The sequence below is a fragment of the Polaribacter sp. HL-MS24 genome, assembly GCF_032758595.1.
Classification (GTDB): Bacteria; Bacteroidota; Bacteroidia; order Flavobacteriales; family Flavobacteriaceae; genus Polaribacter.
In genome coordinates, this window is the sequence record NZ_CP136415.1 from 117,860 (window position 1) to 142,828 (window position 24,969).

The following is a 24,969-nucleotide window of genomic DNA, read 5'->3' on the forward strand; positions in this document are numbered from 1 at the left end:
CAATTGGTATAAAAATTGATTCAGGTCAATGAAGTATAGCAATTAAAACAAAGATTATGGGATTTTTCAAAAGAACAAACAAAAAATTTGACTATCAACCTCGGTACTACAAAGGAGAAGGAAATCCTTTTAAGATTGAGCACAAACTAGATCAATTTAGAAATACAACAGGTAAAAACAAAGGGTTAAAATCAAAATTTTCTGATGCTCTCGAAGAACTAAAATCTCCCGACAAAAGGGTAAATAAAAACCTCATCATCATTATTTGTATTTTGACTTTTATCTTTTTGTATATTATCGATTTCGATTTATCAATTTTTCTAAAAAATTAATGTCAGATATAATTCAACTTTTACCAGATCACGTGGCCAATCAAATTGCTGCAGGAGAAGTAGTACAAAGACCTTCCTCTGTTGTAAAAGAGTTGTTGGAAAATGCGATTGATGCTGGTGCAAATTCAATAAAATTACTCTTAAAAGACGCAGGCAAAACCCTCATTCAAGTGATTGATGATGGAAAAGGAATGAGTACTACCGACGCTCGTTTGTGTTTTGAACGCCATGCAACCTCCAAGATTCAAAAAGCAGAAGATTTATTCAACCTAAATACCAAAGGGTTTCGCGGGGAAGCTTTGGCTTCTATAGCAGCAATTGCACATGTAGCTCTTAAAACCAAAGAAGATAGCGACGAACTAGGAAGTGAAATCAAAATTGAAGGAAGTAAGATCGTTTCACAGGAATTTGTTGCCACAGCTACAGGAACCAGTTTGGCTGTAAAGAACTTATTTTACAACATTCCTGCAAGAAGAAATTTTCTGAAATCGGATACGATAGAGACGCGTCATATTATTGATGAATTTCAGCGAGTAGCTTTGGCACATCCTGGGATTTCTTTTTTACTACATCACAACAACAATGAAGTATACAACTTACGAGCAAGCAATCTAAGAAAACGGATTGTAGCCATTTTTGGTTCGAAAATGAATGAAAAATTGGTTCCCATTGAAGAAAAAACTGACCTAATTACCATTCAAGGTTTTATTACAAAACCCGAATTTGCAAAGAAAAAAAGAGGGGAACAGTTCTTCTTTGTCAATGAGCGTTTTATCAAGAGTTCCTATTTAAACCATGCTGTTGTCAATGCATTTGATGGACTTTTAGAACACTCAAGTCATCCCTCCTATTTTCTGTATTTATCGGTCCCCCCGAGTAGTATTGACATCAACATTCACCCAACCAAAACAGAAATTAAGTTTGACAACGAAAAAGCCTTGTACGCTATTTTAAGAGCCACTATAAAGCACAGTTTAGGGCAATACAATGTGGCACCCGTTTTGGACTTCAACAGAGATGCAAACTTAGACGTTCCCTACAAATTTAATGGAAAAACGGGCACTTCTACTCCAAAAATCACTGTAGACCCCGACTTCAATCCTTTCAAGGAAGAAGTACATAAAGAGCAAAAAAAACCTTATTATAAAGAAAAAACTACCGAAAGTTGGGAATCTTTATACACTCATATAGAGGTTGAAAGTAAAGAATCCAATCAAGAGACTTTATTTGTTGGGGACTCCCAAAAAGAAACGGGTAAAACCATACAAATACAGCGAAAATATATTTTAAGTGCCATCAAATCGGGTGTGGTACTAATCAGTCAATCCTATGCACATCAACGGATTTTATACGAAGATTTTTTAGAGAGTATTACGGTAAAGGAAGCCAACAGTCAACAGCTACTATTCCCTGTAAACATTCAATTAATTTCCTCAGAAATTGAAATTATCTATTCTTTAAAAAACGAATTAGAAAACGCAGGTTTTTCTTTTGGTGAATTTACAAAAACAAACGTAATCATTAAAGGAATTCCGGTTTCAGTGACCGAAAGTCAAATCACCGTGATTCTAGAAGAACTCATTCGCGATATCGATTTGGAGGTCCCTGACGCTAGTTTTAGTCATTTTGACCTGATGGCAAAATCATTTTCAAAAACATTGGCAATCAAAACAGGAAGCATATTATCGGAAGTAGAACAAGAAAATCTTGTGAACGATCTATTTTCTTGTAAAGAACCGAGTATTTCTCCTTTTGGAAAATCAACTTTTAAAACCTTGACTCTAAAAGAAATTGATATCATTTTCAATAAGTAAACTATGGGAAACGTTACAGATGCAATCAAACACATCATCATTATCAATGTCATTTTATTTGTTGCACCGCAGCTTTTAAATTTAGACCTTACCAACATGCTTGCCTTGCATTTTCCAGATAACGAACATTTTGGTTTTTGGCAATATGTAACAAGTATGTTCATGCATGGGAGTATTGGGCATATTCTATTTAATATGTATGGTCTTTGGGCATTTGGAACACCTTTAGAACAAATGTGGGGAAAAAAGAAGTTCATTTTCTTTTATTTTTCAGCGGGTATCGGAGCAGGAATCATTTATACCTTAGTCAATTATTACCAATTCAATACAGCCTTTGAAAAGCTGATCGAATTGGGTTCTAGCAAAGCTGAAATTATGGAATTGATGAACCCAACACTGATCTATCAAAATGAATACTTACAAACGGTAAACTCTCTCTACAATACCTCTGCCTTGGGTGCTTCAGGTGCTGTATATGGGATATTAGTTGCTTTTGGTTTGTATTTTAAAAATGCTAAATTGGCTTTGATCTTTTTCCCTGTTCCAATCGCTGCAAAATATTTTATCCCCTTGATGATTTTTGGAGATCTATTCTTTGGAATGACCAAGTACTCTGTTGGTAATATTGCTCATTTCGCTCATGTTGGGGGAGCTGTTGTTGGATTTGTAATTGCCTTGGTATTGGAAGAAAAATCAATTTAAAGTATTTTAAAATGAGCTTGATAGACAATTTGCAACAAAAATATAAAGAATCAAATACCTTAGAAAAACTCATTTATTTACATGTAGGTGTTTTTCTTTTTTCAATTTTTTTTGATGTAGTTCAAGGGTTATACAATGGGCAAACGAATTGGCTCATTCAATGGTTTTCCTTAGACTCGAGTACCGATACCTTTCTGTCAAAACCGTGGTCGATTGTTTCTTACGGCTTTTTACATGCCGATTTCATTCATCTTTTAATGAATATGATCGTATTATACTACATCGGAAATCTTTTTGTCGAATATTTTACCCAAAAACAATTGCTTACTTTTTATCTTTTGGGAACTATTTTTGGCGGATTATTATTTATCGTTAGCCACAATTACTTTCCTTTTTTTGAGGGAAGACAATCCGTCCTAGTAGGTGCTTCCGCAGGAATTTCTGCAATCTTTATAGGAATCACAACTCATATGCCAAATTATCAATTAAAACTAAGGTTTATCGGTTTTGTAAAACTGTGGTATTTGGCAGGGTTTTGGATTCTTTTGGATTTTATTGGTTTGACTGGAGACAATGCTGGTGGACATTTTGCACATCTTGGCGGAGCTCTTTTCGGATATGTATACATCAGTCAAGCATCAAATAAAAGTGGGGGAATGTTGAATTTACTTTGGGCTATCTTTCAGAAGAAAGACAAACCTTTAAGAACTGTATATAAATCCGATAAAAAAAAGAAAAAAACAGCAAGAAACACCTCCTTCAATCAAAAACAAATTGATACAATTTTAGATAAAATCAGCAAATCGGGATATGATACGCTTTCAAAAGCTGAAAAAGATTTTTTATTCAAACAAGGAAAACAATAAATCCTCATGAAAAACTTATCCTTTTTCGACAAACTCATTTATTTACTCAATTCAATCTTAGCAATACTGTTGCTATTGTCGTATCTCCTTCCCTTTATTTCCCCAAAAAACATTCCTGTTTTGGCTGTTTTAAGTCTTTTAGTTCCAGTGTTCATAATCATCAACCTCTTGTTTGCAATTTATTGGTTGGTAAAACTTAAAAAACAAGTCTTACTCTCCACAATCGCTTTGATAATTGGACTTGTTTTCTCGGCTCCCTTTTATAAAATTTCTGAAAAAAATTCAGCTTTTAATTCGGATATAAAAGTGATGAGCTATAATGTAAAATCTTTTGATTGGTTTTATTCAACTAAAGAAAAGAAGGCTGAGAAAAACGGATTTGAGTTTATTTCCAAAGAAAACCCTGATCTTCTTTTAATTCAAGAATACTATCAATCGAGTAAAATTCAACTTAAATTTCCTTATAAGTATATCAAAATACACCAAAATAGCAGCAATTTTGGAATGGCGATCTATTCAAAATTTAAAATCATCAACTCAGGTTCTTTAGAATTAAAAAACACCAACAACAATATTATTTTTGTAGATGTACTAAAAGAAAAGGATACGATTCGAATCTACAATCTACACCTAGAATCATTGAAAATAAAGCCAAATGAGGAAAACTTTGGAGAAGAAAATTCAGAAAAACTAATTAAAAGAATTGAAACTTCATTTGAAAAACAAGCCGATCAAACAGCGTTGTTTTTAAGTCATCAAAAAAATTGGAAGGGGAAACAAATTATTGGTGGCGATTTTAACAACACCGCTTATTCATGGGTCTACAATCAGATCGTTAAAAACAAAAAAGATGCATTTGTTGACGCTGGAAAAGGCTTTGGAAAAACCTACAATTATTTTTTTCCAACAAGAATTGACTTTATAGTTACCGATTCAACAGCAATCATTAATAAATTTGAGACAGCTTCTGTAAGCTATTCAGACCACTTCCCGATTCTATCTAAAATTAGTTGGCCTAATTAGTTCTTTTTTTTGAACGCGTTTTAAATGCAAATGATTGATTGGGTTGATTCCTAGTCCAGAAATGTTTTTGTTGGTAAAACGAACTGCTTCGTCATAGTACAAAGGGATCACAGGTGCAGACTCCATCATTAAGCTGTCCATTTTCTGATACAGTCGATGGCGATTTTTGGTATGGATGGTTGCTACAGCCTTTTCATACAAGGAATCAAAAGTATCATTTTTATAATGGGTATAATTCGGTCCGTTTGGTGAAAAGTTTTTACTGTGATAAATGAATAAATAATTTTCTGCATCAGGATAGTCGGCAACCCAACTTCCTCTGAATATACTCAATTGCCCATTCGCTTTTTGTTCTCTTAATGTTGAAGGAGGCATGACGTCTATAGCCACTTCCAATCCTACTTTTTGCATTTCCCGTTGAATAAATTCACACAAATCTAAATATTGACTATCGGTGCTTATGGTGATCTTAGGATTTTGATTCCCCGATTGCAATTTATAAGCATCAATCAATTGCTTTGCTTTTTGGGGCTGATAGCTATATCCTTCCATATGATTGAACGAAGGCAAGCCTTTAGGGATAAAGCCATTTAAAGCAGGTGTTCCAATTCCATTTCTCAGATATAAAATCATTTTTTCTTTATCAAAACCATAGTTCATTGCTTTTCTTATGAGCAATGAATTGGCCTCTTCTTCTTCAGCATCCATATACACTCCTAAATATTCTGTGTTCAAATAAGGGCTTCTGAGCATATCTATTTGTGCTGCGTAATTGGGTTGTAATATTCCATTTTTAGTCAACAAATCATCTTTGTAAGAATTATCGATACTATTTAAAAAATCGAGATTCCCCTGGATAAATTGTAAAAACTCACTCTGTTTGTCAGGCAAAAAAGTGATAGCCACCGCCTCTAGATATGGCAACTGAACTCCTGTTTCACTATACTCAAAGTAATGATGATTCTTCCTAAATACCAATTTGATATTTTCTTTCCATAGTTTGAAACGAAAAGGACCTGTTCCTATTGGGTTAGCTCTAAAAGTATCTCCAAAAAAATCAATCGCTTCTTTGGGAACTACCGAACAATATTTCATGGTCAATAGACTTAAAAAAGGAGGAAATGGTTCTTTGAGTTGAACCTGAAATGTACTATCGTTTTTTGCAGAAAAATCAGTGACAAATTCTAACACCCACTTCCCTGGTGAAGCTATTTCTGGATCGAGTAATCGTTGAAAAGAATACTCAAAATCTTTGGCAACTACATTTCTAGTACTGTCTTTACCAAATAAGGCATGTTGATGAAAAAAAACATCCTTTCTCAAGTGAAATTCATAATTCTTCCCGTCTTCAGAAATGGTCCAATTGGCAGCAATATCAGGAATTACTTGTAAGGAATCGTCTAACTGAACCAATCCATTAAAGAGCTGATTAGTAGCCCAAATCGTCCTTAAATCTTTAGAAAATGCGGGATCCAAGGTATTGATGTTTCGGTGTTCATTGTATTTAAACACTTGCGAATCATTAAATTTTTGTGACTCCCGCTCACAAGAAATCAAACTGATAAGAATTGATATTAAAAATACCGTTCTATTTTTCAAATCCATACCCTCTTTCTACTTTACAAATTCTTAATTGGTATTTCTGATACCACTTCTCTCTTCCTACTAATCGTACTTCAGTATGTTCTACATTATTTTTCCATGCAGTAATGGCCTCTAAGCTTTCCCAATATGAAACCGTAATCCCAATTTCACTTCTAGCTGACTCAATACCTAAATACCCTTTTTGTTGCTTTGCAAGTTGCTCCATTCGTTCAGCAGTCACGGCATAACCTTCAATATCATCGGACATCAACGTAGAAAAAATTACTGCATAATAAGGTGGTTTTAAATGATCTACAAGCATAAATTGAAGTAGGTTTTTGTTTCAGTTATTAAAAACGCATGAGCAAAATATTGCATCCCTTTTAAGTTCTTTTTTATTGCACACATAAATGATAGCACTTTAAAAATTAATTCCCTACAAGTGGACTTTCCGTTCTAAAAATCATCAATAAAAGTGTAAATTTGCAAAGCATAAATGTACACCAATGGATGCAGATAAAAAAGTAGCATTTTATACTTTAGGATGTAAATTAAACTTTTCTGAAACTTCTACTATAGCTAGAAATTTTATTAGCGAGGGTTTTAAGCGCGTAGAATTTGAAGAAAAAGCAGACATCTATGTGATCAATACCTGCTCCGTTACAGACAATGCAGACAAACGTTTTAAAGCGATTGTTAAAAATGCATTGAAGAAAAATGAGGAAGCTTTTTTAATTGCAGTAGGCTGTTATGCACAGCTCAAACCCAAAGAATTAGCCGCTGTAGATGGTGTTGATTTGGTGTTGGGCGCAACCGAAAAATTCAATGTAACGAGCTATATCAATGATTTGACAAAAAATCAGGTGGGCGAAGTACATTCCTGTGAAATTTCTGATGCCGATTTTTATGTAGGTTCCTACTCCTTTGGCGATAGAACCCGTGCCTTTTTGAAAGTTCAAGATGGTTGCGATTATAAGTGCACCTATTGTACCATTCCTTTAGCTCGAGGTATTTCAAGATCTGACACCTTAGAAAATGTTGTCCAAAATGCTACAACCATTTCCAAAAAAGGGATCAAAGAAATTGTTTTAACAGGAGTCAATATTGGTGATTATGGAAAAGGAGAATTTGGCAATAAAAAACACGAACACACCTTTTTAGAACTCGTACAAAAGTTAGATACAATCGAGGGAATTCACCGTCTCAGAATCTCTTCTATAGAACCCAATTTACTTACAGATGATACCATCGATTTTGTTTCAGAATCACAGAGTTTTGTTCCTCATTTTCACATTCCATTACAATCGGGGAGCGACGAGCTTCTTAAGAAAATGAAACGTCGCTATCAAACAAACCTCTATACTAACAGAGTCACAAAGATCAAAAAAACCATGCCCAATGCCTGTATTGGAGTAGATGTAATTGTGGGCTTCCTAGCGAAACAGAGGAATTGTTCTTAGAAACTTACAACTATCTCAATAGTCTTGATATTTCTTATTTACATGTCTTTACCTACTCGGAAAGACCCAATACAGAAGCTGCCGAATTTGAAGGTATTGTACCCAAAAAAGTTCGCGCTAAACGCAGTAAAATGTTACGCGGTTTATCGGCAAAAATGAGAAGAGCTTTTTATGAATCTCAATTAGGAAACACATTAACGGTCCTTTTTGAAAGTGAAAACAAAGAAGGCTACATCCATGGCTTTACAGAAAATTATGTAAAAGTAAAAGCTCCTGGGATCCTGAATTGGTCAACACTCTGCAGGAAGTTTATTTAACTGAAATTGACGAGGACGGATTGGTTCGTTTTCAATTTGTAGAAAAAAAGGTCAATTCACTGATTTAAAACCAACTACTAGACACTTTCTGTTAAAATAAATCTTAGATTTTAATAAAGTAACACTTGTATCTCCAAACATCCACGAAGAAATCTTTCTAAAAGTTTAACTTTTAGGTAGACTGATTATTTTGTAAGTTTATGTCATCAAAAAAAAACTAAAATGCAAAAATCAACGCGTCTTTTTTCCTTTTTGGGAATTCTTCTTATCGGCTTTTTATGTATCAAAGCTGTTGAAAATAAAGAACCTAAAAATACGAGTGAAAAATATGAAATTCAGGCTTTAAAATTACCCAAAAATCTAAATCTTGCAGGAGAACGAGTTCCCATAGAACGCCAGGATATTAGAGAGCGAATGGACAGAGAATTATTGGTGAATACCTATTGGCAATCCAATGGGTTGTTGTTACTAAAAAGAGCAAACAAATACTTTCCAATATTGGAACCCCTGTTAAAAAAATATGGCATCCCAGATGATTTTAAATATCTAGCGGTAGCAGAAAGCGCGCTCATTGACGAAACTTCTTCAGCAGGTGCAGCAGGCATGTGGCATTTTATGAAAAGTACTGGAAAAGAATATGGCCTCGAAATTAACAGCAATGTAGACGAACGCTACAATATTGAAAAATCGACAAAAGTAGCAGCAGAGTACTTACTAAAATCAAAAGAAAAATTAGGCTCCTGGACTTTAGCTGCTGCAGCTTATAACGCAGGAAATCAAGGAGTTTCAAGAAGATTAGAAACTCAAGGAGTAACTAGTTATTACGATGCATTGTTGCCTGACGAAACAGAACGATATGTTTTTAGAATAATAGCTTTAAAAGAGGTGTTGTCTCATCCAAAAAAATACGGTTTTAAATTTGAGGAAGAAGATCTTTATCCCTTAGAAAAAACAAAAATAGTACAAGTAGATACTGCAATTACAAACATCGCTCTCTTTGCCAAAGGGTTTGGCACCAATTATAAAGAATTAAAAAAACACAATTCTTGGTTGAGAGAAAACAAGCTGAACAATAAGTCTAGAAAAATATACCAAATTAAAATACCCCAAAAGTAATGGGCATAAAAAAGCCTGCAAATTGCAGGCTTTCTCATTAAAAATTAACTAAGTATATATTAAATTACTTTTACATTTACTGCGTTTAATCCTTTTCTTCCATCTTGTAAGTCAAATTCAACTTCGTCATTCTCACGAATTTCGTCAATTAAACCTGAAACATGTACAAAATGTTCTTTGTCTGTTCCTTCTTCTGTGATAAATCCAAATCCTTTAGATTCATTGAAAAATTTTACGGTACCTTTATTCATTATAAAAAATTATTGTGTTGCTAATTTAATTACTAACAACGTTTTATTAAGTTGCAAATATAATATCAAAAAAATTAATAACAAAAAAAATATTCTTAATATTTCAAAAACACCTCTTAAAACCTACTAACTAGGGCTTTAGCCTCTAAAAAATCGGCAAGTATCGCTTCAAAAATATCTTTTACAGACGCAATTTGATCAATAATTCCAGCAATTTGTCCAATTTCTAACTCGCCGTTCTCCAAATCACCTTCAAACATTCCTTTTTTAGCACGTGCTCTCCCTAAATATGTTCTAAGTTCTTCAACACTTGCGTTTTGCTCATAGAGACTTTGAAGTTGATTGTAAAAAGCATTTTTAATCAGTCTTACTGGGGCTAATTCTTTTAAGGTCAATTGAGTATCTCCGTCTTTAACATCCAAGATAGATTGTTTAAAGTTTTGATGTGCAGAGGACTCAAAACTTGCTGCAAACCGACTACCAATTTGAACACCATCGGCACCTAAAACCATTGCCGCCAACATTCCTTTCCCAGTCGCAATTCCTCCTGCTGCAATCACTGGGATATTCGTTTGTTGTTTCACCATCGGAATTAAGGCAAACGTTGTGGTTTCTTCTCTCCCATTATGTCCTCCAGCTTCAAAGCCTTCACAGACTACAGCATCAACTCCTGCATCTTCTGCCTTCATCGCAAACTTTACTGAACTTACAACATGGACAACCGTAACTCCTTTCTGCTTTAAAAAAGAAGTCCATATTTTTGGATTTCCTGCGGAAGTAAAAACAATCTTCACCTCCTCATCAATCAAAATATCCATAATTTTTTCGATGTCTGGATAGAGCATCGGCACATTAACTCCAAAAGGTTTATTAGTCGCTTTTTTACATTTTTGAATATGCTCTCTTAGCACTTCTGGATACATAGAACCTGCACCAATCAATCCCAATCCTCCTGCATTGGAAACTGCCGAAGCCAATCTCCATCCCGAAATCCAGACCATCCCTCCTTGAACTATAGGATATTGAATGTTAAATAATTGAGTGATTGCTGTATTCATTATTTTTTACCAATTTAAGATGTCATCGTTGCTAAAGGTTTGAAATTTTCTAATTCAAATAACAACTAATTGAAGAGCAATAAAGAATAAAATTATATAAATTTTCACTATTGAATCTTAAAAAACATGGGAAATCTCCTACAAAATTACGAAATTACTCCAGAACCTAACAATTCTTCTTGCTGGTACCAAGCCACAAACTGTCCTTCCTGAATAGCAGACTGGTTGTTTTCAAAAGAAACAAATAATCCTTTTTCTGCCTTATACAAAAAGGCTTTTTCCAAAGCTTGTCGATAGCGAATTCTCGCTTCTACAACCATGGTCTCCCCTTGTTTCAATTGCAAGTCTTCTCGAATCCAATGAATTTCTTCGTTAGAAACAAACAACACCTTACGATAGAGTCCTTTATGATTTTTCCCCTCACCGGTATAAATCACATTTTCTACCACATCGGTTTCTATCACATACAAGGCTTCCTTAGTACCTCCCACATTCAAGCCTTTTCGTTGTCCTTTGGTAAAATAATGCGCCCCTTGGTGCTCCCCTACTCGTTTTCCGTCTGATTGTTGATACGAAAACTTGGTCGCCAAATAGGTCAACTCAGCTTCTAGATCTTCAAAAATTGGAATGGATGCTGAATAGGCGGGATGTTCTGAAGGAATTTGAAGGATTAGCCCTTCTTTAGGTTGTAATTTTTGTTGTAAAAAATCAGGCAAGCGGACTTTCCCAATAAAACACAACCCTTGTGAATCCTTCTTTTCTGCCGTAATCAAGTCTGCTTTTTTTGCAATTTCTCTCACTTGAGGCTTGGTCAATTCACCTATTGGAAACAGTGCTTTTGTAAGTTGCTCTTGAGACAATTGACATAAAAAATAGGATTGATCTTTGTTCTTATCTTTTCCTGCCAAAAGTTTGTAGATCGGTTTTCCATCAATGTGTTCTTCTCCTTTTCTACAATAATGACCTGTAGCCACATAGTCAGCACCCAACTTTAAAGCAATGTCCATAAAAACATCAAACTTAATTTCACGATTGCACAGAATATCTGGATTTGGAGTTCTCCCTTTCTCGTATTCATCGAACATATAGTCAACAATTCGTTCTTTATATTGCGCGCTTAGATCCACTACTTGAAAAGGAATCTCCAGTTTTTCTGCCACAATCATTGCATCATTACTATCTTCTAGCCATGGGCATTCATTGGAGATGGTTACAGAATCATCATGCCAGTTTTTCATAAAAAGGCCGATCACTTCATATCCTTGTTCCTTTAATAAATAGGCAGTAACACTACTGTCTACCCCACCAGAAAGACCAACTACAACTCGTTTCATTCTCTATTTTTATGGTTGCAAATGTACAAAGAACTATCTATTTTTATGAGAAGAATACATGCAACTTTGACCTCAAAAAAAGCAAGCACAGTACCCTGATAATTCTGAGAAATCTTTTTATATTTATCTGTAGAATGGGAATCCATTGAATCATGTCGAAATTAAAGTCTCTTTTTTTAGTTGATCAACTCAACAATATGAAAACTCCGAAAAGGGTAAACCGAGAAAGAGTTTCTCATTTGGTATTAGAAAATCCAGAGTTATTTAAGGAATTGATTGCTATTACTTTTAAAGTCGACAATCAGGTTTCTATCAAAGCCGCTTGGATTTTAGAATGGATTTGCAAGCATCATCATTTAGAATGGATGCTTCCTCATTTAGATGAATTTTCAACGAAAATTTCAACTTTGCGTTTTGATAGTTCAATACGAGCTTGCGCTAAAATTTGCGAACTAATTGCAACAGCCTATTTTTCAAAGAGCAAAAATGCCTTTCAAGAAAAACTTACCCAAACTCATATAGATTCAATAATTGAGACTGGATTTGACTGGCTGATAAGCCCACAAAAAATTGCTGTAAGAGCCTATACAATGACCGTATTGTATTTATTTGGGTTGAAAAATGATTGGATACATCCAGAACTTTCTCATCTAATAAGCACCAAAATCATCCATGAGGGCAAGGGATGTAAAGCTCGTGGAAAACAGGTGTTGGATTTGATAGAAAAGCACTCAGCCCTTTAATCTCAATTATGATTTAACTCATAAAAAAGAAAAAATTTTGTGTATAAATTTGTTTTTAAATATCATAAAATGAATACAAATACAACAATTAAAAACCCATTAAATGTTAATAAAACTTCAAAATTAGCCTTTATAAACTGCGTCAATACTTATGTTGAAAAAGAAAAAGAAAATTCAATTGGTATTTCACTTTTTTATATCATGGTCGGAAGTGGAATTGCTTCAATAACTGCAGCATTGGCAGTTGAAGGAGATGTTTCGATGCCAATTCTTATCACAGCTGCTGTTTTATCCATGGGAACAAATGTATGTGTACTGGGGCAGCTTCCTTTTAAAATTTCAACTTGGTCTTTTATCGTCAGTGTGATTGTTAATGTTTTCTTGCTGGTGTATCAAATCGCTTAACAAAGGTCAGATGCTAATTTAGCATCATTTTTTCAAACTACAGAATTGGGCTTATTAGTTAATATTTTCAAAAAAAGCATAAAAGAGATGTTACGAGCACTCTCTTTTGCTTTCAATGCTTTTTCTCCAACAAAAAGTTCATCCAAAGTAGACATCCATAATTCTAACCATTTTTCAAAATGCTTTTGAGTGATGGTGTAATTATTTTTGACATCTAGCTCTACATGTACTTGCATCGGATTTCCTTTGTATTTTTTTTTAAAGAATAAATTTGTTTCCCAAAAATCAGTTAATTTTTCAAGATGAACCTCCCACTCATGCTCTGGAATTGCCTTCAGAAAAATGGGCCCTATGAATGCATCCTCTTTAATCTTATTGTAGAATGTTTTCACTAATACTGAAATTTCAGTTCTATCTTCAATAGTATTCATAATCCTATATCTATTTTTAAAATTTAAAAATATATCTTTGAAACATAGAATTTCATGACCTGAATCATAATGATCAACGAACAGCTTTTACTCAAATTTGGGGCTCAAATAAAAGAGTATTCAAAAAATGAACTTATTTTTTCTGAAAATGAAAATGCCCGAAACTATTTTCAAATATTAAAAGGGATCGTGAAAATGAATAACTACAATGACCGTGGTAAAGAGTTTATACAAGGGATCTTCTACAAACAACAAAGTTTTGGTGAGTCTCCGCTTTTTATCAATGTAAAATATCCAGCTAATGCTACTGCAATATCAGACACACATATTTATATTTTACCAAAAAAAAAATTATTTGGTCTCCTGTATGAAAAACCTGAAATTCATCTTGAAATCACCAGAAGCTTAGCGAAAAAACTGTATTATAAGGCAATTATAGCGTCAGAAATATCTAGTCAAGAACCTGAACATAGAGTCCTTCGATTTTTTGATTACTTGAAAAATGATGTCTATAAAATAGGAGGAAAATTTACTTTAAAAATTGAATATACACGACAGCAAATTGCAGACATATTGGGCTTACGCGTTGAAACAATAATCCGGGTTATAAAAAACTTAGAAAAGAAAAATGAACTACAAATTATTAAACGAAAAGTTTTTAGATAAAACATAGTTATATACGCTTTCAAATTTTTATTTTTGCCTCTAACAACAGAATTAAAAAATGAGTCTTACACAATTAAATGCCATCTCTCCTATTGATGGCCGTTACAGAAATAAAATAGCACCCTTAGCAGACTACTTTTCAGAAGAAGCGCTTATAAAATACAGAGTTCGTGTCGAAGTCGAATATTTTATTGCACTCTGTGAAATTCCATTGCCTCAACTAGCAGACTTCGAGGTGTCACTTTTTGGTGAATTGCGAAAAATTTACACCGATTTTACCACAGAAGATGCGCAAAAAATAAAAGACATTGAAAAAGTAACCAACCACGATGTAAAAGCGGTTGAGTATTTTATCAAAGAAAAATTTGACGGCCTTCAGTTAGAAAAATACAAAGAGTTTATCCATTTCGGGTTGACTTCTCAAGACATTAACAATACTGCCATTCCCCTTTCTATAAAAGAGGCCATGGATGATGTCTATACACCTCATTATTTAGAAGTTGTTGAACGACTAGAGAAATTGGTCATTGAATGGAAAGACATCTCTATGTTGGCAAGAACGCATGGTCAACCAGCATCTCCAACTAGATTAGGAAAAGAGATTGAAGTATTTGTTGTGCGATTGAAAGAACAATTCAAGTTTTTAAAAACCATTCCTAATGCGGCTAAATTTGGAGGAGCAACAGGAAATTTCAATGCCCATAAAGTCGCCTATAAAGACATCGATTGGAAAGCCTTTGGAAGTGCTTTTGTTCAAGAAAAACTTGGCTTACATCATTCTTTTCCAACGACCCAAATAGAACATTACGACCATATGGCAGCAATGTTTGACACTCTAAAACGTTTGAACACCATTATCATTGATTTAAATCGAGATTTTTGGACCTATGTTTCGATGGATTATTTCAAACAAAAAATCAAAGCAGGTGAAGTTGGATCTTCTGCCATGCCGCACAAAGTAAATCCAATTGATTTTGAAAATTCTGAAGGGAATTTAGGAATTGCAAATGCAATTTTCGAGCATCTTTCTGCAAAATTACCTGTTTCTCGTTTGCAAAGAGACTTGACTGATAGTACTGTATTGCGAAATGTTGGGGTGCCTTTTGGACATACCATAATTGCCTATACTTCTACTTTAAAAGGTTTGAATAAATTGTTACTAAACCAGGAAAAGTTTGCACAGGACCTAGAAAATAACTGGGCTGTAGTTGCAGAAGCCATTCAGACTATTTTACGAAGAGAAGCGTATCCAAATCCATATGAAGCTTTAAAGGGATTGACCAGAACCAATGAAAGAATCAATCAGCAATCCATTGCTAATTTTATTGATACCTTAGAGGTTTCAATAGCTATCAAAGAAGAGTTGAAAGCGATTACACCCGCAAATTATACCGGAATCTAATGAAAACAATAAGTCTCTTTTTAGCATTCTTAACTCTCTTTGCGGCATGTAAATCGGATATCAAGGACAACTCTGACCAATTTAAAATAGGTGTTTTTGAAATTCCTGCAGGCAAGGGGTTTGTCAAAGAAACTATTATTCGAAAAGACAGCATCCAAATTAGTCAACATGGGACTGAAATTGATACATTATCCATCGAATGGAAAAATAATTTTTTCTATACCTTACGCTACCTAAATCCAAAGACAGATTTACAGAAAGATCCAATGTTTATTCAAATAAATAAGATTTACGAAAATGCATATGATTTTACAGTAAAAATTGGATTTTCGAAGTTTTCTAAAAAAGGAACCCTCTATAAAATAAAATAAAATGGAGCTATTTTTACAAGCAGATACTTGGATTGCACTTTTAACTTTAACCTTTTTAGAAATTGTTCTAGGAATCGACAATATTATTTTTATTTCGATTGCTGCCAATAAACTTCCCAAGGAGAAAAGAAAAAGAGCCACCAATATTGGACTTGTATTAGCAATGGTCTTACGGATCATTTTGTTATTTGGAATTTCATACATCATTGCAATGAAAGCGCCATTCTGGACCATCGACCTCCCTTGGATTCAAGCTGGTATTACTGGCCAAAGTTTGATCTTATTTGTCGGAGGAATTTTTCTACTCTACAAGAGTACTCAAGAGATTCATCATAAAGTAGAGGGAAAGCAAGAGGATCTCGAAAACAGCAAGCCCCAAAAAGGCTACACCTTAAAACAAGCGGTTCTTCAAATCACCCTCATCAACATTGTCTTTTCATTTGATTCAATTTTAACAGCAGTGGGTATGACCAACGGAATCAATGGTGCAATGCCCATCATGGTGGTTTCCGTCATTTTATCTATGGGAATTATGTTGTTGTTTGCAAATCCTGTTGGAGAATTCGTTAGCAAACATCCTACCATACAAATGCTAGGTTTGGCATTTTTAATTCTTATCGCCTTTATGCTTATTGCTGAAGGAGCACATCTCTCTCATGCCAATATTTTAGGACAAACTGTTGGAATCATCCCAAAGGGGTATTTGTATTTTGCAATTGCCTTTTCGTTGGGGGTTGAAATGTTGAACATGAAAATTCGAAAAAAATAGGATTATTAGAACATTCAAAAAACATAGCGTCCTTTTCTTACTATTGGTATTATTTACTCCAATAGCAATTCAATCGTTTCATGCTTTTGAAGACCACGAACAAGAGGTTTGCATTTCTAAAATTGACCAACACCTACATCAAGAAAAAAATGATTGTCATGATTTTCATTGGAATTCGATAACCTATACTAGTCTTTTCCATGACCATGAAAAGGAGCTTCCAATAAAATTTTACCGTTCTGTCTTTACAAACAAGAATTCACATTTTCATCCCGTAGGTCTTTTTAAAAGAAAATCCAGAGGACCACCGTATTTTATTGTTTAGTCACACTTTTTTTACTAATACAATACAATAATATTTATGAAAACATATCTACAACTCCTATTCATACTAGGATATATTTCTTTGAATGCTCAAAATAGTATTTCAGGAACAATAACCGATACCCACAAGAGTCCTCTTTTTGGCGTTGAAATTTACAGCACGCTATTACACAAAGGGACAACAACAGATACCCAAGGAAACTTTAGTTTTAAAGAGATTCCACATGGAAATATCGATCTAACGATTCGATATTTAGGATACAAAACTGTTCAGAAAAAAATCAGCACTACGAATCACAATAAACATCTAGACATCATCTTAGAAGAAAGTCCCTTTGAGATTGATGAAATCATCATCGCTACACCATTCAATAAGTTACAATCAGAAAATGTAATGAAAGTAGAACGATTGACTGCGAAGTCACTTCAGAAAATGGGAGCCACTACCCTAATCGAAGGGCTCTCTCAAATTGCAGGTGTGTCACAAATTTCAACAGGAAGCGCAATTGGGAAACCGGTTATTCGAGGTCTAAGTGGTAACCGCGTTTTAGTTTATACACAAGGGATACGACTAGAAAATCAACAATTCGGAGACGAACATGGTTTGGGAATTAATGAAGCTGGAGTGAGCAGTATTGAAGTCATCAAAGGCCCAGCATCTCTACTTTATGGTTCGGATGCTTTGGGAGGAGTATTATATATAAATCCTGAAAAATATGCGTTCGCCAATCAAACAGAATTTTTGGCAAATAATCGCTTTTTCAGCAATACACTTGGAGCAAATACTTCTTTAGCAGCAAAGCTTTCCAAAGAAAATTGGAAGTTTTTAGCAAGAGGAACCCGTTCTATCCATTCCGACTATGCAATTCCAAATGGAAAACGGGTTACAAATACTCGTTTTCAAGAAGTCGATTTCAAATCGGGTATAGGATATGCAAAGAATAGATTTTCTACTGATTTTAGATACAATTACAACCGATCAAAGCTAGGCATCACGGAAGGGATTTCCCAACAATCTAAAAGTAGAACCCTTTTGACTCCTTACCAACAAATAGACAATCATATTGCAAGCTTGCACAACCATGTCTTTTTCAAAGATTCCAAATTGGACATCGATCTTGGATACACAAATAATATCAGAAAAGAATTTGAGGCAGAAGGCGAAAATGCTGCCCTCGATATGAAACTGAGCACACTGAGCTATCATCTTAAATATCACTATCCAAAAATTGGAAATGTAGAACTACTTACTGGTATTCAAGGACTGCAACAAACTAATAGAAACTTTGGCGAAGAACTATTGATTCCAAATGCTGATGTCAATGATTTTGGAATCTTTACAACAGGAAATTATTCTTGGAATACAAACACCCTCCAAGCTGGAATTCGTTTTGACAATCGAAATATCAGTACCGAGAGACATGAGGTTGTTCATGATGATGAAGTGCACGTGTTTGCCCCTATTCAAAACTCCTATGATAATTTCACAAGTTCTGTTGGGTTTAAAACAAATCTTCAAGAAAACACAATCTTGAGAATCAACTTGGCTTCTGGTTTTAGAGGCCCCAATTTAGCAGAGTTAACCTCCAATGGAATTCACCATGGAACCAACCGATATGAAATTGGGAACGCAGAATTGAAGAAAGAAAAAAACAGACAAATAGATGTATCGGTGGCATATACATCAGATCATTTTGAATGGTTTGTCAACGGATTTCACAATAGTATCATCAATTATATTTTCATAGCCCCTACTGGAGAAATAGAAGATGGAAGTCCCGTATTTACTTATATTCAAGAGGATGCCAACTTGTACGGTGGAGAAATCGGCTTTCATTTACATCCACATCCGGCAGACTGGCTACATTTGGAAAGCAATTTTGAAACCGTTATCGGAAAACAAAAAAGTGGGGTATATTTGCCACTAATTCCTGCAAACTCATGGACCAATACTTTTCGTGTAGAATTTACAGAAACCAGAAGAGTGAAAAACACCTATGCTTCCATAAGTCTTCAAACGGTATTTTCTCAAAAAAATAGCAATACTTTTGAGACATCAACTTCTGGATATGATCTTTTAAACTTGAGTTTTGGAGGAGATTTCACCATTCATAAAATCAAATTCAACTCCTCGATTGCAATTAACAATGTTTTTAACACATCCTATATCAATCATTTGTCACGATTGAAAATTGATAGAATTCAAAATCAAGCTAGGAATCTTGTTCTCAGTATCAATATCAACTATTAGCTTTAGTCATACGTATTCGTTGTAAACACACAAAATAAATTAAAGTACAACGTTTATTACTTTGTACTTTAATTTCTTTTTATCAATTTTTAAATCCAAAAAGGTTATTTTTGTAATTGTAAAAATATGTGCTATTTTAAGCTAGTTTTTAACTCTTAAACATGCTCAATACTAAAGCATTTTAATGTCTAAACTACCCAAAAAGCACCAATTCATAGACCTCTCCGATTATGGGAGGCCAATCGCTAGAGTGATTGCAAATTCATTAAAAAACACCAAATTTACACCCGTCGATGTAACCATCGCTTTTGTCATTTCGGGTTTGATAGGGATCTACTGTATTACTAAAGAATATTTCTGGCTGGCTGCTTTTTTCCTAATTTTCAAATCCATTCTAGATGCTGCCGATGGAGAATTGGCTCGTATTAAAAAAACACCCTCTTATACTGGTCGTTTTTTGGACTCGGTTTCAGACATCATTCTCAACTTTATTATTTTTATGACACTTTGGATGGAAACTGAAGTCAGTATCTTTATGACTTTACTCGCATTTTTCGGGATTCAATTGCAAGGAACCTTATACAATTATTACTATGTGATATTGAGAAACCGATTTGAGGGAGATACAACCAGTCGTATCTTTGAAGATAAAACACCAAGTGCACTCCTGGAGAAAAACAAAAAAATGTAACCATTTTATTCTTTTTGTATAAGCTCCTTTATGGAGTTTTTGACAAAATTATTTATGCCTTAGACAAAAATGCATCCAAAGGAGAACCATTTCCAAATTGGTTAATGACCTCAATTTCTACTTTTGGACTGGGCTTTCAGTTACTTCTTATCAGTTTAATGTTGGTCATGGGACTCAAAGCATTGATCATTCCGTTTTTTATAGGATATTCAGTGTTGGTCTTTGTGTTTATAGGAATTCGAAAAATCTTCTATTAATACACATACTTTGTTTTTTTCAAGCGACTCAATACAATAAAAGAAGCGACAAAAAAGAGTGCCAAAGACAGCACACTCCATTGCATAGAACCCGTTAAAGAGTACAAAAACCCATAGACAAAAGTTCCCAAGACAATCGCGATTTTTTCTGTCACATCATAAAAACTAAAGAAAGTTGCATGATCTTCCGTTTTTGGCAACAATTTTGAATAGGTGGATCTAGTTAAAGACTGAATAGCCCCTAAAACCAATCCCAATAAACCTCCTAATCCATAGAAATACAAATCTACATTTGGGAGTTCTTTATGAAGTAAGAAGGCACAAAAACAAACGAGAATCCATATGGAAATGGTAATTTTTAAAGCGGTAAAATTTCCATATTTATTTGAAATTCTAGAAAAAATAGTGGCTCCCAAAATAGCTATCACTTGAATTAAGACAACAGTAACAATCAAACTTATCGCTCCCAATCCTAATTCTGAGGAACCAAAAATAGTAGCTAATAAAATAATGGTTTGTACACCGATGCTTAGCAGAAAAAAAGCAATTAAAAACCCCTTTAAAGTAGGTAAGGTTTTAATTTCAGTCCAAACAATTTTTAACTCTTTGAAACCTTTCCAAATATAATCTTTCTCTGGTTTTTTTTGAAAGGTGTTGTTGGGCAAAACCTTAAAGGTGATTTGAGCAAAACCAATCCACCAAAGCCCTACCATGACAAAAGATATTCTTGAAGCATAGGCCTCAGTGATTCCAAACATGTCATGATACAAAATCATGATTAAATTGATTACCAATAAGATAACAGAGCCTGTATAACCATAAACAAATCCTTTGGCACTAACTCGATCTTGATCTTCAGGAAATGCTACTTCGGGCAAATAAGAGTTGTAAAACACCACACTAGACCAAAAACCAATACTCGCAAAGAAAGTAAATACAATACCGATCCAAATAGTGTCTATACTTTCAAAAAAGTAGAGACTCATTACAGAAACAGCACCTATGGTACAGAATATTTTTAAAAATTGCTTTTTATTTCCAGTATAATCGGCGATTGCAGACAAAATGGGTGACATAAATGCCACCACCAAAAATGAAAAAGACAAGGTATAACTGTATAAGGCATCTGGATGCTCCCAATCAATCCCTAAAAAAGAAACTACTTTATCGCTCGTTATTCCTGAATAATACAGGGGAAAAACCGCAGTGCTGATGACTAACGAATAGACTGAATTTGCCCAATCGTAAAAAGCCCATCCGTTGATTAATTTCTTATCTCCTATTTGTAACATATCCTTTGCTTTAAAATAAAATGCCGTTCAAACTATCTTGAACGGCATACAATATAGTGAAAGTATTTTTCTTATTTATTTGAGAATCCTTTCGCTTGTGCGTTGTACTTCTCAGCCAAGACTTTTGCAGTGGGTAAATAATTTTTCAACGTTTGAATTCTTGTTTCATTTGAAGGGTGTGTACTTAAAAATTCTGGAGTTGCGTTAGCGCCTTCTTGTTTGCTCATTCGCACCCAAACCTCTGCAGCTTCAGCACCTTGATATCCCGCCATCAACATAAACACCAAGCCTAATTTATCAGCTTCTGTTTCGTGTGTTCTACTAAAAGATAACATCCCTACTTGTGAACTGATACCATAAGCAGAATTCCATATTGCTTGTTTTTTTGGATCATCTTTTGAACTTGCTAAGGCTACTAAAACCGCTCCTATTTGTTGACCGTAAGTAGACGTCATTCTTTCTTGACCATGTTTTGCAAAAGCATGTGCTACCTCATGCCCCATAACAGCTGCAATCCCATTTTCATTTTCACAAAAGGGTAAAATACCCGTATAAAAGACCACCTTTCCTCCTAGCAAACACCATGCATTGACCGTTTTATCTTCAACTAAATTAAATTCCCATTGATACGAATTCGCTTCGGCAATCATATTGTTTGCACGCATAAAACGATCTACAGCCATTGATACTTTTTGACCAACATCTTTAATTTGTTTGGTCATCACAGTGTTATTTGACACTTTGTTTTCTTTTAAAAAACCTTGGTATTGCGAAAAACTAGCGGGCAAAACCTGAGCATCACTAACTAAATTTACCCGACTTCTTCCTGTAATTGGTACAGTAGAGCACTCGCTAAAGAGAAAGAGGGTAAGAAGTAAAAAAAGATTTTTATTCATTTTATTATTTTTCAAAGATTAATTTTTATAAAAATACATATTCTCTAGATTCGCTAATAATTATTCATGTTAAAATCTTATATTGGTTGAATCAATTTGACTGATATCATTGTTTTTGTAATTTGTAAACAGCACAAACGACAGATTGTAAAACGCAATCCATTTGATCGCAAACCTTTTAAAAAAGTATCATGAAGAACAGCATCATCCTAGTATTCCTTATCTCATTAATGAGCTGCACAACAACTGCTCAAAAAAAAGAAACTCACAAAACCTATCCAATTCAAAAAACAAATTCAGAATGGAAAAAAGAACTGACCGAAATGCAGTATTATGTATTGCGTCAATCAGGCACAGAAAGAGCTTTTACGAGTCCGTTAAATAAAGTCTACAAACAAGGAGTCTATCTGTGTGCTGCATGCAAAACACCTTTGTATGCATCCGAACATAAATTTGATTCAGGATCTGGGTGGCCCTCTTTTGACAGAGCGATTGAAGAAAATGTACGTTTCGATGTAGACTATAAAATTGGCTATGCAAGGACAGAATTAAAATGTGCAACATGTGGTGGACATCTAGGACATTCTTTTGACGATGGTCCCCAAAAAACTACAGGAAAAAGACATTGTATCAATGGAGCTGCATTGGAATTTATACCAAAAGAATAATAAATCTTATTTTTGAAAAAAACTCGTGAAAAAACTAATTAGAAAACCCCAGAGGTTCTTTTTTGGATGCATACCGATATTTCTATTAATTGCTATTTTAAGTGGAGATCGTTCCATTAGTGTTCATTTATTCGACTTGTATTTCATGCTCTCCATTAGGAGTATTAGCCTCTTTTCTTCTTACCTTTTTTTATTAATAGGATTGGATTATTCGGTATTGTATTGGATCGAAAGACCTCCCCAAAAAACACTCTCAGCCCTCCATATTTTTCTGCAAATTATCGCAATCATTCCTTATCTAATTGCCGTATATTTTACCTATAAAAATGTGGACCTTACAGACCATCCGTTGTTTTCATTCGTAGATTTCAATACTGTACTACTTCTATCATTCACTGTCTTTTTAGTCTCAATTTTGGTACATCTCCTTAATTTTTTGATCAGTATTTTTGTAAAGAAATGAGTGCCAAAAAACTGCTTTTAAATTACAAACAACTAAACACGAATTCTTATATTTGTGGTTCCAAAAAAAGAAGACCCATTATGTTTAATAATTTAAGCGATAAGCTAGATAAAGCCTTACACACCCTTAAAGGGCATGGTAAGATTACAGAAGTAAACGTTGCAGAAACCTTGAAAGAAGTTCGAAGAGCTCTTTTAGATGCCGATGTAAACTTTAAAATCGCCAAAGAATTTACCAAAAACGTACAAACAAAAGCCCTTGGTCAAGATGTCCTAACCACATTAAACCCAGGACAGTTAATGGTCAAACTTGTCAAAGACGAGTTGATTGATTTAATGGGAGGTGAAACTGTAGGACTTCATATGGGAGGATCACCAACGGTGATTTTAATGTCTGGTTTACAAGGCTCTGGAAAAACCACCTTTTCTGGAAAATTAGCAAATTACTTAAAAACAAAAAAATCAAAAGAGGTACTCTTAGTAGGTTGTGACGTATATAGACCTGCGGCAATCAATCAGTTACAAGTAGTTGGAGAACAAATTGGTGTTGAAGTATATGCTGAAGTTGGCAACAACAATCCGATAGAAATTTCTCAAAACGCCATCAAACATGCAAAAGCGAATGGAAAAAATGTGGTGATCATTGATACCGCCGGACGTTTGGCTGTTGATGATGAAATGATGACTGAGATTTCCAACATTCACAGCGCCATTAGTCCACAAGAAACTTTATTTGTTGTTGATGCAATGACGGGTCAGGATGCTGTAAATACAGCCAAAGCCTTTAATGATATCTTAAATTTTGACGGAGTTATTCTAACAAAATTAGATGGTGATACTCGTGGTGGTGCAGCATTAACGATTAAAACGGTTGTCAATAAACCTATCAAATTTATTGGGACTGGAGAAAAAATGGACGCCATTGATATTTTCTATCCAGAAAGAATGGCAGATCGTATTCTTGGAATGGGAGATGTAGTCTCTTTAGTAGAAAGAGCCCAAGAACAATATGATGAGGAAGAAGCGAGAAAAATTCAGAAAAAAATTGCTAAAAATCAATTTGGTTTCGATGACTTTTTAAGTCAAATTCAGCAAATCAAAAAAATGGGGAGTATGAAAGATTTGATAGGCATGATTCCCGGTGCTGGTAAAGCAATGAAGGATGTAGATATCGATGATGATGCTTTTAAAGGAATTGAAGCAATTATCCACTCGATGACACCTTTGGAAAGAAGTGTTCCTTCAACCATCAATGTGAGTAGAAAGACAAGAATCGCAAAAGGTTCTGGAACCACAATTCAGGCTGTAAATCAGTTAATGAAACAATTTGATCAAATGAGCAAAATGATGAAAATGATGCAAAGTGGTGGTGGAAAGAAAATGATGCAGATGATGAAAGGCATGAAATAATTGTACTTTCAACTTTTTAAAAAAGTTCATTTCAAAAAGAACATAAATAGTAATTGGTAGTTCATAACTACAAT

At 34.3% G+C, this 24,969-nt stretch carries 23 protein-coding genes and 3 pseudogenes; 18 read left to right on the forward strand and 8 right to left on the reverse strand.

The genetic code is table 11. From position 1 onward, the window contains the following. Positions 1-56: 56 nt before the first annotated feature. From RRF69_RS00600 to RRF69_RS00620, 5 genes and pseudogenes are all read left to right on the forward strand, one after another. Entirely contained in the window at positions 57-332 is a 276-nt protein-coding gene (locus tag RRF69_RS00600; RefSeq protein WP_316940072.1) for a riboflavin synthase subunit beta, read from the forward strand. Beyond that, complete coding sequence (gene mutL, locus RRF69_RS00605) at positions 332-2,146, forward strand: DNA mismatch repair endonuclease MutL (RefSeq protein WP_316940073.1); 1,815 nt, start codon at positions 332-334, stop codon at positions 2,144-2,146. The genes RRF69_RS00600 and mutL overlap by 1 nt, the downstream gene beginning before the upstream one ends. Positions 2,147-2,149: 3 nt before the next feature. After that, positions 2,150-2,858: pseudogene (locus tag RRF69_RS00610) on the forward strand (rhomboid family intramembrane serine protease). A gap of 1 nt (position 2,859) precedes the next feature. Continuing rightward, entirely contained in the window at positions 2,860-3,714 is an 855-nt protein-coding gene (locus RRF69_RS00615; RefSeq protein ID WP_316940074.1) for a rhomboid family intramembrane serine protease, read from the forward strand. A gap of 6 nt (positions 3,715-3,720) precedes the next feature. Beyond that, positions 3,721-4,737: an endonuclease/exonuclease/phosphatase family protein gene (locus RRF69_RS00620; RefSeq protein WP_316940075.1), complete on the forward strand. Its 1,017-nt coding sequence runs from the start codon at positions 3,721-3,723 to the stop codon at positions 4,735-4,737. Here RRF69_RS00620 and RRF69_RS00625 read toward each other — a convergent pair. Both RRF69_RS00625 and RRF69_RS00630 read right to left on the reverse strand, forming a co-directional pair. Continuing rightward, a complete protein-coding gene (locus tag RRF69_RS00625) occupies positions 4,711-6,342 on the reverse strand; it encodes an ABC transporter substrate-binding protein (protein ID WP_316940077.1) in 1,632 nt (543 codons plus the stop codon). The two genes, RRF69_RS00620 and RRF69_RS00625, sit on opposite strands and share 27 nt — an antisense overlap. Further along, complete coding sequence (locus tag RRF69_RS00630; RefSeq protein ID WP_316940078.1) at positions 6,326-6,643, reverse strand: antibiotic biosynthesis monooxygenase; 318 nt, start codon at positions 6,641-6,643, stop codon at positions 6,326-6,328. The genes RRF69_RS00625 and RRF69_RS00630 overlap by 17 nt, the downstream gene beginning before the upstream one ends. A 184-nt stretch (positions 6,644-6,827) precedes the next feature. Here RRF69_RS00630 and mtaB point away from each other — a divergent pair. Together mtaB and RRF69_RS00640 are read left to right on the forward strand one after the other, a co-directional pair. Then, positions 6,828-8,166 (forward strand): annotated as a pseudogene (mtaB, locus tag RRF69_RS00635) (tRNA (N(6)-L-threonylcarbamoyladenosine(37)-C(2))-methylthiotransferase MtaB). A 154-nt stretch (positions 8,167-8,320) separates the two neighbouring features. Continuing rightward, the gene (locus RRF69_RS00640; protein ID WP_316940079.1) at positions 8,321-9,214 is read left to right on the forward strand and encodes a lytic transglycosylase domain-containing protein; all 894 of its coding nucleotides are present in this window, start codon (positions 8,321-8,323) and stop codon (positions 9,212-9,214) included. A 59-nt stretch (positions 9,215-9,273) separates the two neighbouring features. On the opposite strand, the gene RRF69_RS00645 is transcribed toward RRF69_RS00640, so the two are convergent. The 3 genes from RRF69_RS00645 to mnmA all read right to left on the reverse strand — a co-directional run bounded on the left by RRF69_RS00645 (position 9,274) and on the right by mnmA (position 11,857). Beyond that, on the reverse strand, positions 9,274-9,465 hold the full coding sequence (locus RRF69_RS00645; protein ID WP_316940080.1) for a cold shock domain-containing protein: 192 nt from the start codon (positions 9,463-9,465) through the stop codon (positions 9,274-9,276). Positions 9,466-9,581: 116 nt separating this feature from the next. Further along, positions 9,582-10,523, reverse strand: coding sequence for an NAD(P)H-dependent flavin oxidoreductase (locus tag RRF69_RS00650; RefSeq protein WP_316940081.1), 942 nt, complete (start codon positions 10,521-10,523; stop codon positions 9,582-9,584). Between the two features lie 146 nt (positions 10,524-10,669). Further along, positions 10,670-11,857, reverse strand: a complete 1,188-nt coding sequence (gene mnmA, locus RRF69_RS00655; RefSeq protein ID WP_316940082.1) for a tRNA 2-thiouridine(34) synthase MnmA — start codon at positions 11,855-11,857, stop codon at positions 10,670-10,672. Positions 11,858-12,009: 152 nt separating this feature from the next. Here mnmA and RRF69_RS00660 point away from each other — a divergent pair, with 152 nt between their 5' ends. Continuing rightward, positions 12,010-12,600 (forward strand): adenylosuccinate lyase, encoded by a 591-nt coding sequence (locus RRF69_RS00660; protein ID WP_316940083.1) that lies wholly within the window; start codon positions 12,010-12,012, stop codon positions 12,598-12,600. A 69-nt stretch (positions 12,601-12,669) separates the two neighbouring features. Then, positions 12,670-13,005, forward strand: coding sequence for a hypothetical protein (locus RRF69_RS00665; protein WP_316940084.1), 336 nt, complete (start codon positions 12,670-12,672; stop codon positions 13,003-13,005). A 32-nt stretch (positions 13,006-13,037) separates the two neighbouring features. Here RRF69_RS00665 and RRF69_RS00670 read toward each other — a convergent pair whose 3' ends face one another. After that, the gene (locus RRF69_RS00670) at positions 13,038-13,436 is read right to left on the reverse strand and encodes a group III truncated hemoglobin (protein ID WP_316940085.1); all 399 of its coding nucleotides are present in this window, start codon (positions 13,434-13,436) and stop codon (positions 13,038-13,040) included. 69 nt (positions 13,437-13,505) lie between these two features. Here RRF69_RS00670 and RRF69_RS00675 point away from each other — a divergent pair, with 69 nt between their 5' ends. The 7 genes and pseudogenes from RRF69_RS00675 (at position 13,506) to RRF69_RS00705 (ending at position 20,167) form a co-directional block, all read left to right on the forward strand. Next, positions 13,506-14,102 carry a Crp/Fnr family transcriptional regulator gene (locus tag RRF69_RS00675; RefSeq protein ID WP_316940086.1) on the forward strand — a complete coding sequence of 199 codons (597 nt, stop codon included), beginning with the start codon at positions 13,506-13,508 and terminating at the stop codon, positions 14,100-14,102. Between the two features lie 58 nt (positions 14,103-14,160). Continuing rightward, a complete protein-coding gene (purB, locus tag RRF69_RS00680) occupies positions 14,161-15,504 on the forward strand; it encodes an adenylosuccinate lyase (RefSeq protein ID WP_316940087.1) in 1,344 nt (447 codons plus the stop codon). Next, positions 15,504-15,875: a hypothetical protein gene (locus RRF69_RS00685; RefSeq protein WP_316940088.1), complete on the forward strand. Its 372-nt coding sequence runs from the start codon at positions 15,504-15,506 to the stop codon at positions 15,873-15,875. Before purB ends, RRF69_RS00685 begins: the two co-directional genes overlap by 1 nt. 1 nt (position 15,876) lies before the next feature. Then, positions 15,877-16,644 carry a TerC family protein gene (locus RRF69_RS00690; RefSeq protein WP_316940089.1) on the forward strand — a complete coding sequence of 256 codons (768 nt, stop codon included), beginning with the start codon at positions 15,877-15,879 and terminating at the stop codon, positions 16,642-16,644. A gap of 43 nt (positions 16,645-16,687) precedes the next feature. Further along, positions 16,688-16,969 carry a hypothetical protein gene (locus RRF69_RS00695; RefSeq protein ID WP_316940091.1) on the forward strand — a complete coding sequence of 94 codons (282 nt, stop codon included), beginning with the start codon at positions 16,688-16,690 and terminating at the stop codon, positions 16,967-16,969. 36 nt (positions 16,970-17,005) lie between these two features. After that, complete coding sequence (locus tag RRF69_RS00700) at positions 17,006-19,219, forward strand: TonB-dependent receptor (protein ID WP_316940092.1); 2,214 nt, start codon at positions 17,006-17,008, stop codon at positions 19,217-19,219. Positions 19,220-19,403: 184 nt separating this feature from the next. After that, positions 19,404-20,167, forward strand: a pseudogene (locus RRF69_RS00705) (CDP-alcohol phosphatidyltransferase family protein). Here the strand turns inward: RRF69_RS00705 and RRF69_RS00710 are convergent. Both RRF69_RS00710 and RRF69_RS00715 read right to left on the reverse strand, forming a co-directional pair. Beyond that, positions 20,164-21,459, reverse strand: a complete 1,296-nt coding sequence (locus RRF69_RS00710) for an MFS transporter (RefSeq protein ID WP_316940093.1) — start codon at positions 21,457-21,459, stop codon at positions 20,164-20,166. The pseudogene RRF69_RS00705 and the gene RRF69_RS00710 overlap by 4 nt on opposite strands. A 71-nt stretch (positions 21,460-21,530) precedes the next feature. After that, the gene (locus RRF69_RS00715; RefSeq protein ID WP_316940094.1) at positions 21,531-22,355 is read right to left on the reverse strand and encodes a M48 family metallopeptidase; all 825 of its coding nucleotides are present in this window, start codon (positions 22,353-22,355) and stop codon (positions 21,531-21,533) included. Between the two features lie 191 nt (positions 22,356-22,546). Here RRF69_RS00715 and msrB point away from each other — a divergent pair, with 191 nt between their 5' ends. Continuing rightward, entirely contained in the window at positions 22,547-23,023 is a 477-nt protein-coding gene (gene msrB / locus RRF69_RS00720; protein WP_316940095.1) for a peptide-methionine (R)-S-oxide reductase MsrB, read from the forward strand. A 543-nt stretch (positions 23,024-23,566) separates the two neighbouring features. After that, positions 23,567-24,895: a signal recognition particle protein gene (gene ffh, locus RRF69_RS00725; protein ID WP_316941150.1), complete on the forward strand. Its 1,329-nt coding sequence runs from the start codon at positions 23,567-23,569 to the stop codon at positions 24,893-24,895. The last annotated feature ends 74 nt before the right edge of the window (positions 24,896-24,969 follow it).

Coding starts and splice junctions, on each gene's coding strand:
- RRF69_RS00685 (WP_316940088.1), top strand. CDS start 15,504: ATGAAAACAATAAGTCTCTTTTTAGCATTCTTAACTCTCTTTGCGGCA.
- msrB (WP_316940095.1), top strand. CDS start 22,547: ATGAAGAACAGCATCATCCTAGTATTCCTTATCTCATTAATGAGCTGC.
- RRF69_RS00630 (WP_316940078.1), bottom strand. CDS start 6,643: ATGCTTGTAGATCATTTAAAACCACCTTATTATGCAGTAATTTTTTCT.
- RRF69_RS00715 (WP_316940094.1), bottom strand. CDS start 22,355: ATGAATAAAAATCTTTTTTTACTTCTTACCCTCTTTCTCTTTAGCGAG.
- RRF69_RS00645 (WP_316940080.1), bottom strand. CDS start 9,465: ATGAATAAAGGTACCGTAAAATTTTTCAATGAATCTAAAGGATTTGGA.
- RRF69_RS00710 (WP_316940093.1), bottom strand. CDS start 21,459: ATGTTACAAATAGGAGATAAGAAATTAATCAACGGATGGGCTTTTTAC.
- RRF69_RS00600 (WP_316940072.1), top strand. CDS start 57: ATGGGATTTTTCAAAAGAACAAACAAAAAATTTGACTATCAACCTCGG.
- RRF69_RS00620 (WP_316940075.1), top strand. CDS start 3,721: ATGAAAAACTTATCCTTTTTCGACAAACTCATTTATTTACTCAATTCA.
- RRF69_RS00660 (WP_316940083.1), top strand. CDS start 12,010: ATGTCGAAATTAAAGTCTCTTTTTTTAGTTGATCAACTCAACAATATG.
- RRF69_RS00625 (WP_316940077.1), bottom strand. CDS start 6,342: ATGGATTTGAAAAATAGAACGGTATTTTTAATATCAATTCTTATCAGT.
- mnmA (WP_316940082.1), bottom strand. CDS start 11,857: ATGAAACGAGTTGTAGTTGGTCTTTCTGGTGGGGTAGACAGTAGTGTT.
- purB (WP_316940087.1), top strand. CDS start 14,161: ATGAGTCTTACACAATTAAATGCCATCTCTCCTATTGATGGCCGTTAC.
- RRF69_RS00615 (WP_316940074.1), top strand. CDS start 2,860: ATGAGCTTGATAGACAATTTGCAACAAAAATATAAAGAATCAAATACC.
- RRF69_RS00670 (WP_316940085.1), bottom strand. CDS start 13,436: ATGAATACTATTGAAGATAGAACTGAAATTTCAGTATTAGTGAAAACA.
- mutL (WP_316940073.1), top strand. CDS start 332: ATGTCAGATATAATTCAACTTTTACCAGATCACGTGGCCAATCAAATT.
- RRF69_RS00665 (WP_316940084.1), top strand. CDS start 12,670: ATGAATACAAATACAACAATTAAAAACCCATTAAATGTTAATAAAACT.
- RRF69_RS00690 (WP_316940089.1), top strand. CDS start 15,877: ATGGAGCTATTTTTACAAGCAGATACTTGGATTGCACTTTTAACTTTA.
- RRF69_RS00640 (WP_316940079.1), top strand. CDS start 8,321: ATGCAAAAATCAACGCGTCTTTTTTCCTTTTTGGGAATTCTTCTTATC.
- ffh (WP_316941150.1), top strand. CDS start 23,567: ATGTTTAATAATTTAAGCGATAAGCTAGATAAAGCCTTACACACCCTT.
- RRF69_RS00650 (WP_316940081.1), bottom strand. CDS start 10,523: ATGAATACAGCAATCACTCAATTATTTAACATTCAATATCCTATAGTT.
- RRF69_RS00700 (WP_316940092.1), top strand. CDS start 17,006: ATGAAAACATATCTACAACTCCTATTCATACTAGGATATATTTCTTTG.
- RRF69_RS00675 (WP_316940086.1), top strand. CDS start 13,506: ATGATCAACGAACAGCTTTTACTCAAATTTGGGGCTCAAATAAAAGAG.